Below are 15,465 nucleotides of genomic sequence, written 5' to 3'. Positions count from 1 at the left end.
GTTTTAATGGAAAATGTACTGATTTGGCCAAAGGAATACCCATTACTTATTAAAGGACTTGTAGAACAAAACGGTGCCTTTATTTTAGATGCTTTAGAAGCTTGGCCTGCATGTCGTTCTACTATTGAAGATGACGGTGTATGCACCACTGTGCTACCACCCATTTACTATTTGATATGGTTAACCCCGCTTGAACCCTTTGAAGAGTGTTATTTTCAGCATATTAGTGAATATGATGAAGATGCGCATGCTTACATTGCTGCTGTTAAAAATCATTATTTAGATAACGAATACACCAACGAATCCATGGCGTTAATGCTGTGCCAGCGCTTAGAAAAATACGCCAGTGTGGCGGCGCAAAATGCTCTTGATACGCCGCTTTCTTTGTTTAGCTTATTATTTAGTAAACGTTATTTTTCATTAATTGAACATGCCCTAAACAGTGGCAGTAAATTAAGTGCACACGACACACTGGCACTGTGGCAAGAGGTCGATTTTAGAGACCGTTTAAGCGCTTTTTTACCCGAATCGGTCGCGGATTTAAATGAGCTTACAGAACTTGCCAGCCAAAAAGTAGCAAACGGTAAAGACTATTTTACGCTGTTAACGCAAGTGTCGCCTGAGGTTGATTCTATAGTATTGCTTGAAAAAGCATTACTAGCTCATTTAAGCCAAAAAGGTGCTAAGCAAACCATGGCTATGCGTTTTATCGAGCAAGGCGCTACCGGTACCTTGGCCGATGAAAACAATAAAACAGCCTTTATGTGGGCGGCCGAAAAAGGCTATGTAAACGTAATAGAAACCCTGCTGGCAAAACAGGATCTAAAAGCGCAAGATACGTTAGGCAATACAGCCTTGCACTATGCGGTGTTAGCCAAAAATGAAACCCTTATGGTGCTATTACTAAAAGCAGGTTACGACTTTAGAGCACGAAATAACGAGGGCCTAAGTTGTTATCGGTTAGCGGTAAGTGTTAAAGCAACCAATTTAGTTAAATGCCTTGAGCGCGACTTTGGTATAAAAGAGCTTTCGCCTGAAGGGCAGTTTAACCGCATTAAAAAGGTGCATGCCTTACACGCCATTGTGACTATTTTATTCCCACTTCAGCTCTATTTCTTTTTTGATGAAAGCATTGCTATTAAAAGTGAGTTGACTTTAATTTTTACACTGATTGCATCGGTGTGTTTTTTCTTTGCGGCAAGCTTAAAACGCTGTGCGCTTTATCCTCATATAAAGCACCCGTGGGGATTATTTGTTCTGCGTGTTTTTTCGTTATTGAGCTTAATAGCTCAGCTTGGATTAGCCAGTATTGTTGCACTTGCTGCGCTGAGCGAATTGGTATAAGGCTTAGCAAACTAAAAGCTTAAAAAAACGCGCTTACATTGTTATGTTAAGCGCGTTTTTTGTAGGTATAAGCTGTTATTTCAGCTTAAATAATTTATTTTGCGAAATTAGTATTATTTAGTATATTCGTTGGCGGCTTTTTCTTCTGCGAGCTCTTCTTTAAGCTTACGTATTTTTAAGCCTTGTTCTTGTCCACGGTGCCTTGCGTAATAGGTGCAGCCTACAAACATCGCTGAGGCAAACACAAGCTCTAATAACACCCATATTAGCTCATCAGGCGCAGCCCATAGCATGGTTAAACCGTGTATAAAGTACAGCATAACAACAAAGTTGGCCCAAGCGTAAGTGTAAGTATTGTCTTTAATAAAGCCTCTAAGGGGTAATAGTAAAGGTATAATAGGCACAAACAACGATACAAAACTTGCGTTGCCGTTTAGTGGCGGGACAAAGTACATCCACAAAGGTAATAAAAGTAATAAACCCACATAGCCAAAAATAGCAGTACGCTGAAACTTTACAGTAATTGGCTTTTTAGCTGGGGTGTTTGCAGTATTCATTGAAGTTTGCTCGCAATGTGAGTAAGGCGTTTACCAACGCTTTGGCATATTTTAATTTCATCTTTACTTAATGTATTTGTATTACTGCTGCCAGCGACATGGCTTGCTCCATAAGGAGTACCACCGGTTTGCGTGGCTAGTAACTCAGGTACTTCGTAAGGTACCCCTAATAACATCATGCCGTGGTGTAGTAGTGGTAATGATAAGTTAAGTAAGGTGGCTTCATTTCCGCCATGCATACTGCTTGAGGACGAAAATACACAGGCTGGCTTATCTATTAATTGACCTTTTAGCCACAGATCGCTGGTGGTTTCCCAAAAGGTTTTTGCCTGCGATGCCATCATGCCAAAGCGGGTAGGGGTGCCAAAAGCAAGGCCGTCACAATTTATTAAATCATCTTTGGTGATAACAATATCGTGCGGGTTTTTAGCTACAAAAGTGCGCAGCAAAGCGGTTGCACCTTGTTGCTCTATTGACTCTGCTATTTCATGGGCCATGGCTTCAACCGACCCATGGCTTGAGTGGTATAGCACCACAATTTGGGTGCTCATTATAATACGCTTAATACGTTTTCAGGTGGGCGACCCAGCGCGGCTTTATTGTTGTTTACAACAATTGGGCGTTCAATTAATTTTGGGTTTTCTACCATTGCAGCGATTAATGCAGACTCGCTGTTTTCTTCTTTTAAGTTAAGCGCTTTGTATGCATCTTCTTTTGTGCGCATCAGCTGGCGTGCTGAGCTAAAGCCTAGTTGTCCTAAAAGCTCTGTAATTTGTTCATGGTTAAGCGGTGTTTTTAAATACTCTACTACGCTGGGAGTTACATTATTTTGCTCAAGTAATGCTAAGGTTTCACGCGACTTTGAACAACGCGGGTTATGATAAATAGTCACTGACATACAATTAATTCCAAAATGTAATTTGCCACTATTTTAGGGCAAGCGCTTGCAGACTTAAAGTCTTGCAAGCTCTTTTTGTAAACGGCGATACTGAGTAAGCAAGGCTTTTAAACGTTGCTGTTTAACCAGCTCTGTGGGTTCTACGAAGTTAAGCGCTTTTTGGATTTCGTCTGCGGCTTTAATGTAAGCACCATATTGGGCAAGCACATCTGCATTGGCTTCGTGATAAGCAGCGAGCTTGTCTTGTTTTTTGTAGGCGTCGGCTAAAAGCTGTTTGCCTAAGTTATGGTCGGGCTTTTCAAGTAAAAAACTTTTTAAAATGTTTTCCGCTAATTCAAACTGCTCAGCCTCTAATGCCGCATTTGCATAGTTTAAAGTAATAACTTGGTTGTTAGGGCGATAGTCGTTTAGTTCAGCCAAAAACGTTACAGCTTCGTCGGCTTTTTTTTGCGCTATGAGTAAATCGGTATGGGTATCAATATAAAATAAATTTTTAGGGTTTTGCGCAAGCAGTGGCTCTAATATTTCTGCGGCTTCATCGAGTTTGTCTTGGTCAAGCAGGCTTATACCCAAGCCATATTTAAGCGCGGTGTTGTTATAAGTGTTTTCACGCATTAACTTTCTAAATAGCGCCTCGGCGTTTTCAGGCTTATTGGCATAACGGGCGAGTACACGGCTTTTTGCTAAATTAAACTCAAGGCTTGGGTTTAAGTGACGCACAGGGTATTGCTCTGCACGTAAGCGTACATCAGACACACGGCTCTCTGGCAATGGGTGGGTCAGTAAAAAAGCGGGTGGCTTGTACTTATACCTTATTTGTGCTGCAAGTTTAGTTAAAAACTCACTCGAAGCACGCGCATCAAAACCAGCGTTATTAAGGGTTTGCATACCAATTCTGTCGGCTTCTTGCTCGGCGGCACGGCTGTGTGTGAGTTGGCTAAACGCAGCTTGGGTTTGGTTAGCCGAAATAATAGCAATGCCCGCATCAGGGGCCACCACTGTTGCTAATATACCGGCTATCATACCTGCAATAGTCAGTGCACTGTTGTCTTGTTGTTGCTGAATACGACGCGCTAAATGGCGCTGAGTTACGTGCGCTATTTCGTGCCCAAGTACAGAGGCAAACTGGCTTTCGTTGTCTGACTGCGCAATAAGCCCAGTATGCACACCTACATGTCCGCCGTAAAAAGCAAAGGCATTAATTTCGTTGTTATTGACCCAAAAAAACGAAAAAGGAAAACGCACGTCGTTTGCATTAGCGACTAGTTTTCGGCCAAGTGTGGTTAAGTATTCGTCTAAAACAGGGTCGTTTACTACCGGTGATGAGCCTCTTATTTGCATCATCATCACTTCGCCAATGGCTTGTTCTTTTTCAAGTGGCAAAACTTGTAGCGCAGACGTGCCTAAATCGGGTAGCGTAAAGTTTGTTTGTGCCTTTAACGGCTCACTAACCAGTAGGCTAAAGGTAAGCGCGGCACTGCATAAAGTGATAAAGGCTGATTTTAGCTGCATTTTATTCCTTGTTTATTTGTTCACCAATGGCAATTTTTGCTATGTCAATTTCGTCGCTGCTTGCACGGCTGTCTTTTTCGCACAATTGGTAGAGTTCTTTTATTGTGACTCCATCAAGCTTTACAACGTTCAATTCCTGCTGCAAAAATTTAATAATTTTATGTACTACCTTATGTGCATGTAAAATAATGGCTTTATCGGCCTTGTCACCGCGCTCAAAATAAAAGCCAATAAACTTATGGAGCTGATTTATGCGGATCAGATTTTTCATTGAATGCGGATCCCATACTTTAAACTCCATAAAGCGGTTATCTTTAACGTATTGATCAATAATAATATCTTTAGCATAGGGTTGCGCCCACAGCTCAAACCCGCGGTCAGTAAATACTTGGTGTAGTGCAATACGGGGCTTATGTTTGGTATGTATTTCGCCAAAGTTATCTTCATAGCCTTCAAGTAAGTCTAAGTTCCAATTGCGTCTATTGAGCAGGCTTTTTACAGCGTTATCAAACCCGTGCTCCAATATTCCCTCAGCTTCGCTGACCGAAGAAGCAACGAGGTGATAAAAAGGCGGAAGCTCTCCCCAGTTTATCTGCTTTTTATACCAATTAATCTCTTTGAGAGTTGGATTACTCGGTAGTTGCGCTTTATTATGCGTGCCAGGCATTAACTTATCCTTACTGCTAATTATGTTATAAGGATAAACCATTGCTGGAATGGTTTTAAGAAAAAGTTACTGCTGTTCACATTTTATAAATAGAATGACCGACAGTATACGACTTATTATTCATTTTACTTGGCGAGTAAAGTAGTTATGTTAGAGTGCGACTTAAAAAAATTTAAATGCCCACAACAGTTTGTACAATTTAAATTAGCGCTTCGAAATGCGCAGGCATCAAATCAGGCAATAACGTTTAGTATTAATAACAATGAGAGCGCTGATGATATTACGCGTTTTTTAAGCAAAAATGCATATACATATAAATTTGACCAACACCTAGGACTATTACGAGTGGAGCCATTGCATGTTTGAATACGTTAAAACATGGTACGAAAGGAAGTTCTCAGATCCTCATTCAGTCACCTTACTTTTTTTACTTATTGCCTCAGTGGCATTGCTGTACTTTTTTGGCGCGTTAATTGTTCCTGTATTAGTGGCATTGGTAATTGCTTATTTACTTGATTGGCCGGTTGTACACTTAGAGCGCTTTGGGTTAAAACGCTTTGGCGCCACGGTCATTGTTATGCTGATATTTACCGGGGTTATGCTTACCCTTATTTTGGTTATTGGCCCTGTGCTTTGGAAGCAAACCAGTAATTTAGTACAAGAAACCCCGCACATGGTAGAGCAAGGTAAGTCATTTTTAATGGCCCTACCACAGCAATACCCCAGTTTAATTAATGCCGAGCAGGTTCAAGCTATTGTAGCCAGTGTAGAGGCCAAGGCGCTCGAATTTGGCCAAGTTATTGTCTCGTTTTCACTCACTTCGTTAAAAGATGTTGTGGCTTGGCTTATTTATTTGGTACTTGTCCCTTTACTGGTATTTTTTATGCTTAAAGACAAGCTTGAGCTTACCAGCAGTGCCGCTACGCTTATTCCGCGACAGAGACGGTTAATTTTGCAAGTGTGGCACGAAATGAATCAGCAAATAATGAATTATATTCGAGGCAAAGTATTCGAGATTTTAATTGTCGGTGGCACCTCGTTTATTGCCTTTACCGTACTTGATTTACGTTATGCAGCATTACTTGGCGTGCTGGTTGGGTTTTCGGTGTTAATTCCGTTTGTGGGGGCGGCGTTGGTTACCATACCTGTTGCAGCGGTGGCATTATTTCAATTTGGTATCGAAACACAGTTTTGGACCGTATTAGTAATTTATGGGATCATTCAGGCGCTCGATGGCAATGTATTAGTGCCTTTGTTGTTTTCTGAGGCCGTTGATTTGAACCCCGTGTTTATTATTGTTGCAGTGCTATTTTTTGGCGGTTTATGGGGGTTTTGGGGCGTGTTTTTTGCCATTCCGCTCGCATCGCTCGTAAAAGCGCTAATAAATGCATGGTCATCCACCCATGGAGAAATAACAAAAGAGCTGCCAGAGTAACGTATTTTTAGTTTAAAAAAGCATAGTAAACGCACCTAAGTTACTAATTGATTATTACCCAATGTGAACAAACTTATGTACTATTGGGTATAAGATATATTTTTTAGTAATAAAGGTGCGTTTTTAATGTCTGAGTTTTTATTGCACGATGAACAAGCAGCCCAGGTTTATCTTGATGCAAACGCTACAACACCTGTTTTACCCTGTATTGCCGACGTGGTGTCGCACACCATGCAAATTTGTTTTGGTAACCCCTCAAGCCCCCATATAAGCGGAATACAAGCTAAGTATTTATTGGAACAGACAAGACAAAATGCACGAAATGTTATTGGAGCGCCTAAGGGGGATATTCTTTTTACTTCAGGCGCGACAGAAGGCATACAAACAGCCATTGTTTCAACGCTCATTCATGCTAAAAATCATACTATCCAAAACCCCGTATTATTGTACGGAGCCACAGAGCACAAAGCGGTACCTAACACGTTAAAACATTGGAATAGCGTTTTAGGCATTAACGCCCAATTATTAGCTATCCCTGTGGATAGCAAAGGGATTTTAGATTTAGCGTTTATTAGTAAGCACATTAATAACGCGCTGATGATTTGCACTATGGCGGTTAATAACGAAACCGGAGTTTATCAAGACCTAAACGCTATTGAGCATGCTATTCGTAGTCGTAATAAATCGGTTTCGTGGATGGTTGATTGTGTACAAGCTTTAGGTAAACAAGCACTTAAACTTAGTAGTACCAGTATAGACTATGCCCCATTTTCGGGCCATAAGCTGTATGCACCTAAAGGTATCGGTTTTTTATACATTAAAAATGGCAGTGCCTACACACCATTTATTGCAGGGGGCGGGCAAGAAAGCGGCATGCGCTCTGGTACCGAAAACCTACCAGGCATAGCAGGGCTTAATAAACTGTTTGATTTGCTGCTAGATAAAAACGACGACACGTTTAAATCGATGGAGGTATTAAATAACTACAGAGCGCAACTGCTTAATGCGCTGCAAAGTACCTTTGGGGGTATTACTTTTAATCATGACTTTTCTCAGTCTGTCCCTACCACCCTTAATTTTGCTGTCGATACGCTTACCTCTAAAGAGGTGATTGATTTATTTGACGCAGCTGGCATTAGAGTCAGTGGTGGTTCAGCGTGTAGCACAGGCGCAACACGCAGTTTTGTGCTTGATGCAATGGGCGCAACCGATTGGCAAAGCGAAAATGCGATTAGACTTTCGTTTGGCCCAGCCGCTACTCAAGCACAAATAGATCAAGCGTGTGCACGTATTAGCTCTTTAAAAGCCGTGCTAGAGGCTAACTGCTTAATTGTTTCTGACAGTGCGTCGCCAAAGCAAGAAGTGTGCGCGCTGGGATTAACACAATTTAGGCATAAAGGAGCGTGTAGCTGGTTGTATGTAAGTAACGACAATAGCGCCGTTATTATTGACCCCGTATTAGAGCTTATACCGCGCTTTGAAAAAATAGTGAGCACACAACAGCTCAATGTAAAAGCAATTTTAGATACGCATAAGCACCAAGACCGTCCAAGCGCAGTGGCTTTATTAAATGAAGTACTGGGCACAACGCATGTGATGCAAAATAGCATTGACCTGGGCACAAAAACATTAATTACAGTGCCAACCCCAGGGCACAGTATAGACAGCGTGAGTTATTTATTAAAAGAGCGCTCCACAGATCATATCGATTATTGTTTTTGCGGAGATTTAATTTTACCTGCAGGGCTTGGCAATACTTCGCTTGAAGGGGGCAGTGCAACGCAAATGGCACACTCACTTATTAGCCTTGGCGAGCAAATAAGTGACGATACGGTTATTTGTTCGGGGCATGACTATCAGCAATGCTTTGCCATTAACTGGCAAACTGTACGTGCACAAACGCCTTTACTTAGTCCATTATTAAATAAAGAAATAAGTACGACGCAATTTGCACAGCTAAAAGCGCAACACGATCAGGTGCATGTGCAAACCAGTAACCAATTGTGTGGCTATGTTCAAGCGGCGGTTCAATCTGACATTAAGCAGCTAGACTTTGCGCATGCTAAAATGTTGCTAACGCAAAAAAATGTGTATTTAATTGACACCCGTGAGCCTTATGAACATGGTGTTATTAATGTAGCGGAGCTTTTTGCTGCGCCTTTAGCTAATACGCTTAATATTTCACTGAGTCGTATGGCTAACGCTATAGTCCAAAATCAATTAAACCCGCAGCACACCTATATATTACTGTGCAGAAGTGGCAATCGTTCTAAAATTGCAGCGGCAAATTTACAGCAATTAGGCTTTGCGAATATTTATAACGTAGCGGGTGGCTTGGCGTTGGTAAGCTAATTATTGGCCTAGTTTTGTGGGTGTTTTAACCACCTATAAAGCGAGGCGAGTGTAGCTGATGCATTTTATGCGTAATTCATGAATATTTAATAAATGTTGATTAAACTATTAAATGGTTAAAATTTGTGGGTAATTAATTCATAAAATTTTTATGATACCGGTGTCAAAAGTAAAAAATTGCGTTATTATCTGCATCATAAATTATAAAAACAGCATTTTTATTGCTTTTTTCGTTATACTAGGCGCTTGCTTTTTTACTAGCACTACGCGCAATAAGCGAAGTCTTTTTACCTAAAACTGTTTTTAAATCATTAGTTTAAATATTTTAGAGGATATTTACATGTCTAATCGTTCGCAATTAGCAAGTTGGCAAGCACTACAAAATAGTGCCGCGCAGATGAAACACACCCATCTAAAAACGTTATTTGCACAAGATGATACACGATTTGATGCATTCTCTACTCAAATTCCAGGTGTGTTGTTTGATTATTCAAAGCAACGTATCGATAAAACTATTTTTGCACAACTGATCGAGCTTGCTAAAGAGTGCGATATCGCCTCTTGGCGCGACAAAATGTTCAGCGGTGAAAAAATTAATATTACAGAAGAGCGTTCTGTTCTTCATACTGCTTTACGTAATCGCGCCCATACACCTTTAGTTGTTGACGGCGAAGATGTGACCAAAGCGGTTGATAATGAATTAGCAAAAATTAAAACCTTTGTAGAAAAAGTACGCAGTGGTCAGTGGCTTGGTTACACAGGTAAAACAGTAAAAGATGTGGTAAGCATTGGTGTAGGTGGTTCAAACTTAGGTCCACAAATGGCTACCGAAGCGCTAAAAGCACTTGCTGATGACACTTTAAATGTTCATTACGTATCTAATGCTGACGGTGTTCAAATTGCCTCTGTATTAAAAGCAATTGACCCAGAAACAACATTGTTTGTTATTTCATCGAAAACATTTACCACATCAGAAACCATGACCAACGCCAAAACGGCCGTTGATTGGTTTTTACAAACAGCAAAAGATGACAGCGCCATTGCCAAGCATTTTGTTGCTGTTAGCACAAACTTAGAAAAAACTGCAGCCTTTGGCATTAGCGATGAAAACGTATTCACTATGTGGGATTGGGTAGGGGGTCGCTTTTCACTTTGGAGTGCGATAGGCTTACCTATTGCGTTATACCTAGGTTATGACGCGTTTGAAGCTATTTTAGAAGGCGCATTTGAAGTAGATGAGCACTTTAAATCAGCGCCATTTGAGCAAAATATTCCGCTGATTATGGCACTATTAAGTGTTTGGAATACCAGCTTTTTAGGCTTTACGTCGCAAGCTATTTTACCGTACGACCAAGCGCTTCATATGTTACCTGCGTATTTACAACAAGGTGAGATGGAAAGTAACGGCAAACACGTCAATTTTGCAGGCGAAACGGTACCTTATACAACGGTACCTATTATTTGGGGTATGACCGGTATTAACGGCCAACATGCGTTTTATCAGTGTTTACACCAAGGTAATGTAATTGTACCAGCTGATTTTATTGCCTCAGTTAAGCCGCAGGTAGCCGTAGATAAACATCACGATATTTTATTATCTAACTTTTTAGCGCAAACAGAAGCAATGATGAGCGGTGTAGATGCACAGCAAGTTACAGAAGATTTAGCCGCTAAAGGTAAAACACAAGCACAAATTGATGAGTTACTAAATCATAAAATTCATCAGGGTAATCGTCCTACTACATCTATACTGCTAGATACAGTTGATGCAAAAACAGTAGGACGCTTAATTGCGCTGTACGAACATAAAATTTTCTGCCAAGGCATAATTTTAGAAATTTGCTCTTTTGATCAATGGGGTGTAGAGCTTGGTAAAGGGCTTGCCTCTAAAATTGAAAGCGAACTAACCGATGACAGCGTAAAACATGCGCACGATAGTTCAACAAATGGCTTAATTGCGTACTACAAGCAGCACCGTACGCAGTAATATATTCGCTTATGTAATAAGCAAACCGAGTACCTTTGAACGGGTAGCGCTGGAGTTCTTAGGGCCTGTATTTTTGTGAGAGGATTTACAGGGCTCCTAAGACTCATTTAATTGTGCAAAGAGTCAAATAATAAACACAACAACTTAGCGTAAAACATTCAATAGGCTTTTATTAACACTAAGAGCCACTGTCATTCAAGCACTAAACCTGCATACCAAGTGGCTTATGGAAGTCGCTTTTAGGTATTACAAACGTAGAGAGTAACTATGCTTAATCCTTTTGATATTATAATTTTTGGGGGCGGTGGTGATCTTGCGTTACGCAAATTGCTACCTGCAATGTACAGAGCATATCAAGAAGGCAACTTACCAGAAGGCTCGCGCATATTGCCTACAGTGCGTGAAGAAAGTAAGCGCGCTGACTACATAGAAACAGCCCACAACGCACTGAAAGAATTTTTAAGTAAAGGCGAATATAACGCTAAAGATTGGAAAGCATTTTCTACTTACTTAGTGCCTGTAGTAAGCAACGTAACTGAAGCTGACGACAACTGGGATGTACTTAAAGGCATTTTAGATGAGCACGACAGCAATAAATCTCGCGTATTTTATTTATCACTTCCGCCTGCTGTTTACGGCACATGTTGTGAAATTTTATCAACGAAAGGTTTAATCACACCCACTTCACGTGTGGTTGTTGAAAAGCCAATTGGTTACTGCGGCGAATCAGCAGAAGCTATCAATGGTAAAATTGCAGAGTTTTTTGACGAAGAGCAAATTTTCCGTATTGACCACTACTTAGGTAAAGAGACAGTACAAAACTTAATGGCGCTGCGTTTTTCAAATTCACTGTTTGAAAACATGTGGGATGCTAAATCTATTGATAATATTCAAATTAGTTTATCTGAAACAGTAGGTCTTGAAAGCCGTGCTGGTTTTTACGATAAAGCCGGTGCATTGCGTGACATGGTGCAAAACCACCTTTTACAGCTATTGTGCTTAGTGGCCATGGAATCACCTAATAAACTAAACGCAAATAGCATCCGTACTGAAAAACTTAAAGTATTAGAAGCTCTTCGTCCGCTACTTGAAGGTGACGTAGATGAAAATATCGTTCGCGGTCAATACGTACCAGGGGATTTAAACGGTAAAATTGTACCGGGTTACTTAGAAGAGCTTAACGAAGGTTCAAGCAAAACAGAAACCTTTGTGGCTATTCGTGCACACATTGATAACTGGCGCTGGGCAGGGGTACCCTTTTATCTTCGTACTGGTAAGCGTATGGCTAAACGTTGTGCAGAAATTGTGGTTGAATACAAAAAAGTATCGCACAATATTTATGAAGAAAACGTGGGTAATATTGAGCCAAACCGCCTTGTTATTCGCTTGCAACCTGAAGAGACAATTCAATTAACGCTTATGTCTAAGCGCCTTGATAACTTGGAAATGCAATTAGAGCCGGTAACGATGAATATTGAGCTTTCTCAAGCATATAGTAATGGTTTCCATTCTGATGCGTACAAACGCTTAATGCTTGATGCTGCCGCTAATAACCCATCGTTATTTATACACCGTGACGAAGTTCGTCAAGCGTGGAAGTGGATAGATCCAATTATTGAGCGCTGGCAAACCAAAGGCAAACCTGCACTTTACCGTGCTGGTAGCTGGGGGCCAGATGATGCTGATGAATTATTAGCTGAAAACAATCACGTGTGGTTTAACACAGGCGATAAGGCGTAAAGTATGGCAACACTTGTTGAAAAATTTTTTGACTCAAAAGATGAGTTAACCGCTGAGCTATCTCAGACGCTTGAGCAGTCTTTACGCGATGGCATAAAAAGTGATGGCCGAGCCGTGCTTATGGTATCGGGCGGTTCGTCTCCGGCGCCGGCGTACAAGCACTTATCAACGCTTGATTTAGATTGGCAAAATATAGATGTAGCCATGGTTGATGAGCGTTGGGTTGAGCCAAGCCACGAAAAAAGTAACGAAGCGTTTATAAAAAGCACCTTGTTACAAAATCATGGCAGGGCCGCAAATTTCATTACCATGAAAAATGATGCAGCAACGGCCGAGCAGGGCACACAAGTATGTGAAGCCGCTTATAGCGCTTTAAAAGCACCGTACGATGTAACAATTTTAGGCATGGGCCCAGATGGCCATACAGCGTCTTTATTTCCGCATGCACAGGGCCTTGAGCACGGTTTAACAACACAGCAAACTGTGTGCGCTATTAATGCAATTGAAAGTGAAGTAACGGGTAGCATCACAGAGCGTATGACACTTACGTTAAATGCAATAGCTAACTCTAAAGTGGTTAAACTCCTGATCAGTGGTGAAGAAAAGCTAGCGGTTTACAAGCAGGCTAAAGCGGGGGGCGATGTAAACGACATGCCACTTCGCGCTGTGCTAAACCATCCAAGCATAAATATTGAAGTGTATTGGGCGCCTTAATTTAGCCACTTGTTTACAGTTTAAAAAGGCAGCTTAATTAAGCTGCCTTTTTATTTGCTTAAATAACGTACTAAAGCTATTCAAAAAATACGGTTAAACTGTTAACCAATGTTAATGGGTTTTATGGGATTGTATTAAAATTACTCGTTATTTGTACTGTTTTTGAGCGTATTTTCTAAGTTTTTATTGTCTGTTTTTTAGCAACGCACAGATTTAGTTAAACTTTATTTTTTCATGACGGTTGTCATAAAACTTTCCCTTCCTTTTTTCGTTCAAAAGCATTAGCCTAAAGGCATTAACAATGAAACATATATATTAAAAATAAACGGAGCAGTAACATGGCGGAGCAACAAGTACAGCCTTTACACAACGAAAAGCATGCCAACACTAAAATTCAAAACGGCATCAACGTTGAATTTATGAAAACTCAACATTTAGTGCCAGTCGTTGCACATGAGTTTGCACGCGTAGCAAATGAATTCCCAATGTCTTTTGTTAAAAACAACGAAAACGGTACTTTTCAAGCAGTTGCAATGTTTGGCCTAGAGCCAGGTGAAAACCTGTTTGTAGAAGATGGTAAATGGACAGCAGCTTTTGCACCTATGGCATCTACACGTTACCCATTAGGTCTAGTAAAGCACCCTGAGCAAGATCAGTACGGTATTGTTATTGATGAAGCAAGCTCGCTTGTGGGTGAAGAGGAAGGCAACGCATTATTTGAAAACGGTGAAGAAACAGAGTACTTAAAGCGCCGTAAAGAGTCTTTAGTGTCTTTCATTGAGTTTTCTCAAGTAACAGAAGCATTCACTAAATACTTAGCTGATAAAGAGCTACTAGTAGCGCAAACGCTAACCGTAGACATTAAAGGTGAGAAAAAAGACATCAACGGTATTTACCTTATCGATGAGAAAAAACTAAACTCACTAAGCGATGAAGACTTTTTAGAGCTTCGTAAGCGCGGTTACTTAGCACCTATTTATTCGTTCTTAACATCTACTCACCAAGTAGCACGTTTAGCACGTTTAAAAGCAAAGCAAAGCGCGTAATTACATACACGTTTAATAAAAAGCGCCTAATGGCGCTTTTTTTATGCCATTAATCTTGCTTTAGTTGAAATTTTTGTTGTGACCATTCACATTGTTTTTAACCTATATGTAAAAAGAGCCCACGATGAAAAAAACAGTCTTATTATCGGTTTTAGCCAGCAGTTGCTTAACATTCAGTACACTAGCGTTAAGTGAACAAGCCCCGTTTGCCATTGCGATTCATGGTGGCGCAGGCACAATTGAAAAAGCCAAGTTTACCCCAGAGAAAGAAAAAGCCTACCGAGCTAAACTAGCCGAAGCAGTAGAGGCTGGTTACAGTGTGCTTGAAAAAGGCGGCGAAAGTTTAGATGCAATAACCACTGCCATTAAAGTATTAGAACAGTCACCTTATTTTAATGCCGGGCGCGGTGCCGTGTACACTTATGATGGCAGCCATGAACTAGATGCCTCAATAATGGATGGACGAAACCGTCAAGCAGGTGCAGTTGCTGGTGTAAAACACATAGAAAGCCCAATTGAATTGGCTCGCTTAGTAATGGATAACTCAGTACACGTAATGCTTAGTGGCCAAGGGGCTGAAGAATTTGCCAAAGAGCAGGGCGTTGAACTGATAGAAAACAATATATTTGATACTAAACATCGTTATGAAGCGCTTTTAAAAGCGAAGCAAAAATTAGAAAAAGAGCAAGCAACCAGCAAAAACTACCAAGCTGCACATAAAGCCCTGCCAACAAGTTATAAAATGGGCACAGTAGGGGCCGTGGCTCTGGATAAAAATGGTAATTTAGCGGCAGGTACATCTACAGGTGGCATGACCGCAAAACGCTTTGGCCGTATTGGCGATGCCCCTGTGATTGGTGCGGGTACCTTTGCTGAAAACGAGACGTGTGCGGTGTCGGCCACCGGTCACGGTGAGTATTTTATTCGCTACAGTGTTGCCAGTGATATTTGTGCACGTGTTAAATATCAAAATAAAACCATTGAGCAGGCAGGGGATGAGGTTATTAACCAAGTGCTTGCGCCTATAGGTGGTACAGGTGGTGTTATTATTGTGAATGCTAAAGGTCATATTAGTATGCCATTTAATACCTCGGGTATGTACCGAGCGAGCAAATCGAACACGCAAGCAACCTTTGTAGGAATTTTTAAAAACCAATAGCGATATATAAGCCTTATAGGGATTGTAGGATTAACGCTGCGCGTTTATTTTGAT

General features: G+C 40.9%; 14 protein-coding genes. 9 read left to right on the top strand and 5 right to left on the bottom strand.

Annotated features, from left to right (window positions below; all coding sequences use genetic code 11):
* Nucleotides 1-6: 6 nt before the first annotated feature.
* The gene (locus tag AN391_RS15770; protein WP_055016288.1) at nucleotides 7-1,344 is read left to right on the top strand and encodes an ankyrin repeat domain-containing protein; all 1,338 of its coding nucleotides are present in this window, start codon (nucleotides 7-9) and stop codon (nucleotides 1,342-1,344) included.
* A gap of 113 nt (nucleotides 1,345-1,457) precedes the next feature.
* Here AN391_RS15770 and AN391_RS15765 read toward each other — a convergent pair whose 3' ends face one another.
* The 5 genes from AN391_RS15765 to AN391_RS15745 are packed head-to-tail and all read right to left on the bottom strand — an operon-like array spanning nucleotide 1,458 to nucleotide 4,978.
* Nucleotides 1,458-1,901 carry a DUF2069 domain-containing protein gene (locus tag AN391_RS15765; RefSeq protein WP_055016287.1) on the bottom strand — a complete coding sequence of 148 codons (444 nt, stop codon included), beginning with the start codon at nucleotides 1,899-1,901 and terminating at the stop codon, nucleotides 1,458-1,460.
* Nucleotides 1,898-2,452 (bottom strand): NAD(P)H:quinone oxidoreductase, encoded by a 555-nt coding sequence (gene wrbA / locus AN391_RS15760; RefSeq protein ID WP_055016286.1) that lies wholly within the window; start codon nucleotides 2,450-2,452, stop codon nucleotides 1,898-1,900. The genes AN391_RS15765 and wrbA overlap by 4 nt, the downstream gene beginning before the upstream one ends.
* A complete protein-coding gene (gene arsC / locus AN391_RS15755) occupies nucleotides 2,452-2,799 on the bottom strand; it encodes an arsenate reductase (glutaredoxin) (RefSeq protein ID WP_055016285.1) in 348 nt (115 codons plus the stop codon). The genes wrbA and arsC overlap by 1 nt, the downstream gene beginning before the upstream one ends.
* A gap of 54 nt (nucleotides 2,800-2,853) precedes the next feature.
* The gene (locus AN391_RS15750; RefSeq protein ID WP_055016284.1) at nucleotides 2,854-4,311 is read right to left on the bottom strand and encodes a M48 family metalloprotease; all 1,458 of its coding nucleotides are present in this window, start codon (nucleotides 4,309-4,311) and stop codon (nucleotides 2,854-2,856) included.
* A 1-nt stretch (nucleotide 4,312) separates the two neighbouring features.
* Nucleotides 4,313-4,978: a hypothetical protein gene (locus tag AN391_RS15745; RefSeq protein ID WP_055016283.1), complete on the bottom strand. Its 666-nt coding sequence runs from the start codon at nucleotides 4,976-4,978 to the stop codon at nucleotides 4,313-4,315.
* 147 nt (nucleotides 4,979-5,125) lie between these two features.
* On the opposite strand from AN391_RS15745, the gene AN391_RS20785 reads away from it, so the two are divergent.
* The 8 genes from AN391_RS20785 (at nucleotide 5,126) to AN391_RS15705 (ending at nucleotide 15,411) form a co-directional block, all read left to right on the top strand.
* A complete protein-coding gene (locus AN391_RS20785; RefSeq protein ID WP_055016282.1) occupies nucleotides 5,126-5,344 on the top strand; it encodes a hypothetical protein in 219 nt (72 codons plus the stop codon).
* On the top strand, nucleotides 5,337-6,413 hold the full coding sequence (locus tag AN391_RS15735; protein WP_055016281.1) for an AI-2E family transporter: 1,077 nt from the start codon (nucleotides 5,337-5,339) through the stop codon (nucleotides 6,411-6,413). Before AN391_RS20785 ends, AN391_RS15735 begins: the two co-directional genes overlap by 8 nt.
* Before the next feature lie 126 nt (nucleotides 6,414-6,539).
* Nucleotides 6,540-8,765, top strand: a complete 2,226-nt coding sequence (locus AN391_RS15730; RefSeq protein ID WP_055016280.1) for an aminotransferase class V-fold PLP-dependent enzyme — start codon at nucleotides 6,540-6,542, stop codon at nucleotides 8,763-8,765.
* A gap of 340 nt (nucleotides 8,766-9,105) precedes the next feature.
* A complete protein-coding gene (gene pgi / locus AN391_RS15725) occupies nucleotides 9,106-10,752 on the top strand; it encodes a glucose-6-phosphate isomerase (protein ID WP_055016279.1) in 1,647 nt (548 codons plus the stop codon).
* Nucleotides 10,753-11,019: 267 nt separating this feature from the next.
* Complete coding sequence (gene zwf / locus AN391_RS15720) at nucleotides 11,020-12,492, top strand: glucose-6-phosphate dehydrogenase (protein ID WP_055016278.1); 1,473 nt, start codon at nucleotides 11,020-11,022, stop codon at nucleotides 12,490-12,492.
* A gap of 3 nt (nucleotides 12,493-12,495) precedes the next feature.
* Entirely contained in the window at nucleotides 12,496-13,206 is a 711-nt protein-coding gene (pgl, locus tag AN391_RS15715; RefSeq protein ID WP_055016277.1) for a 6-phosphogluconolactonase, read from the top strand.
* 338 nt (nucleotides 13,207-13,544) lie between these two features.
* Nucleotides 13,545-14,252: a SapC family protein gene (locus AN391_RS15710; protein WP_055016276.1), complete on the top strand. Its 708-nt coding sequence runs from the start codon at nucleotides 13,545-13,547 to the stop codon at nucleotides 14,250-14,252.
* A 124-nt stretch (nucleotides 14,253-14,376) separates the two neighbouring features.
* Nucleotides 14,377-15,411 carry an isoaspartyl peptidase/L-asparaginase family protein gene (locus AN391_RS15705; protein ID WP_055016275.1) on the top strand — a complete coding sequence of 345 codons (1,035 nt, stop codon included), beginning with the start codon at nucleotides 14,377-14,379 and terminating at the stop codon, nucleotides 15,409-15,411.
* Nucleotides 15,412-15,465 lie beyond the last annotated feature (54 nt).

Source organism: Pseudoalteromonas sp. P1-13-1a, assembly GCF_001401875.1.
GTDB lineage: Bacteria > Pseudomonadota > Gammaproteobacteria > Enterobacterales > Alteromonadaceae > Pseudoalteromonas.
Note: the sequence above shows the minus strand (reverse complement) of the source record. Positions and strands in the feature narration are given on the sequence as shown.

Excerpts from the sequence above, each read along its gene's own strand:
- AN391_RS15770 (WP_055016288.1), top strand. The coding sequence starts at position 7 with ATGGAAAATGTACTGATTTGGCCAAAGGAATACCCATTACTTATTAAA.
- AN391_RS15765 (WP_055016287.1), bottom strand. The coding sequence starts at position 1,901 with ATGAATACTGCAAACACCCCAGCTAAAAAGCCAATTACTGTAAAGTTT.
- wrbA (WP_055016286.1), bottom strand. The coding sequence starts at position 2,452 with ATGAGCACCCAAATTGTGGTGCTATACCACTCAAGCCATGGGTCGGTT.
- arsC (WP_055016285.1), bottom strand. The coding sequence starts at position 2,799 with ATGTCAGTGACTATTTATCATAACCCGCGTTGTTCAAAGTCGCGTGAA.
- AN391_RS15750 (WP_055016284.1), bottom strand. The coding sequence starts at position 4,311 with ATGCAGCTAAAATCAGCCTTTATCACTTTATGCAGTGCCGCGCTTACC.
- AN391_RS15745 (WP_055016283.1), bottom strand. The coding sequence starts at position 4,978 with ATGCCTGGCACGCATAATAAAGCGCAACTACCGAGTAATCCAACTCTC.
- AN391_RS20785 (WP_055016282.1), top strand. The coding sequence starts at position 5,126 with ATGTTAGAGTGCGACTTAAAAAAATTTAAATGCCCACAACAGTTTGTA.
- AN391_RS15735 (WP_055016281.1), top strand. The coding sequence starts at position 5,337 with ATGTTTGAATACGTTAAAACATGGTACGAAAGGAAGTTCTCAGATCCT.
- AN391_RS15730 (WP_055016280.1), top strand. The coding sequence starts at position 6,540 with ATGTCTGAGTTTTTATTGCACGATGAACAAGCAGCCCAGGTTTATCTT.
- pgi (WP_055016279.1), top strand. The coding sequence starts at position 9,106 with ATGTCTAATCGTTCGCAATTAGCAAGTTGGCAAGCACTACAAAATAGT.
- zwf (WP_055016278.1), top strand. The coding sequence starts at position 11,020 with ATGCTTAATCCTTTTGATATTATAATTTTTGGGGGCGGTGGTGATCTT.
- pgl (WP_055016277.1), top strand. The coding sequence starts at position 12,496 with ATGGCAACACTTGTTGAAAAATTTTTTGACTCAAAAGATGAGTTAACC.
- AN391_RS15710 (WP_055016276.1), top strand. The coding sequence starts at position 13,545 with ATGGCGGAGCAACAAGTACAGCCTTTACACAACGAAAAGCATGCCAAC.
- AN391_RS15705 (WP_055016275.1), top strand. The coding sequence starts at position 14,377 with ATGAAAAAAACAGTCTTATTATCGGTTTTAGCCAGCAGTTGCTTAACA.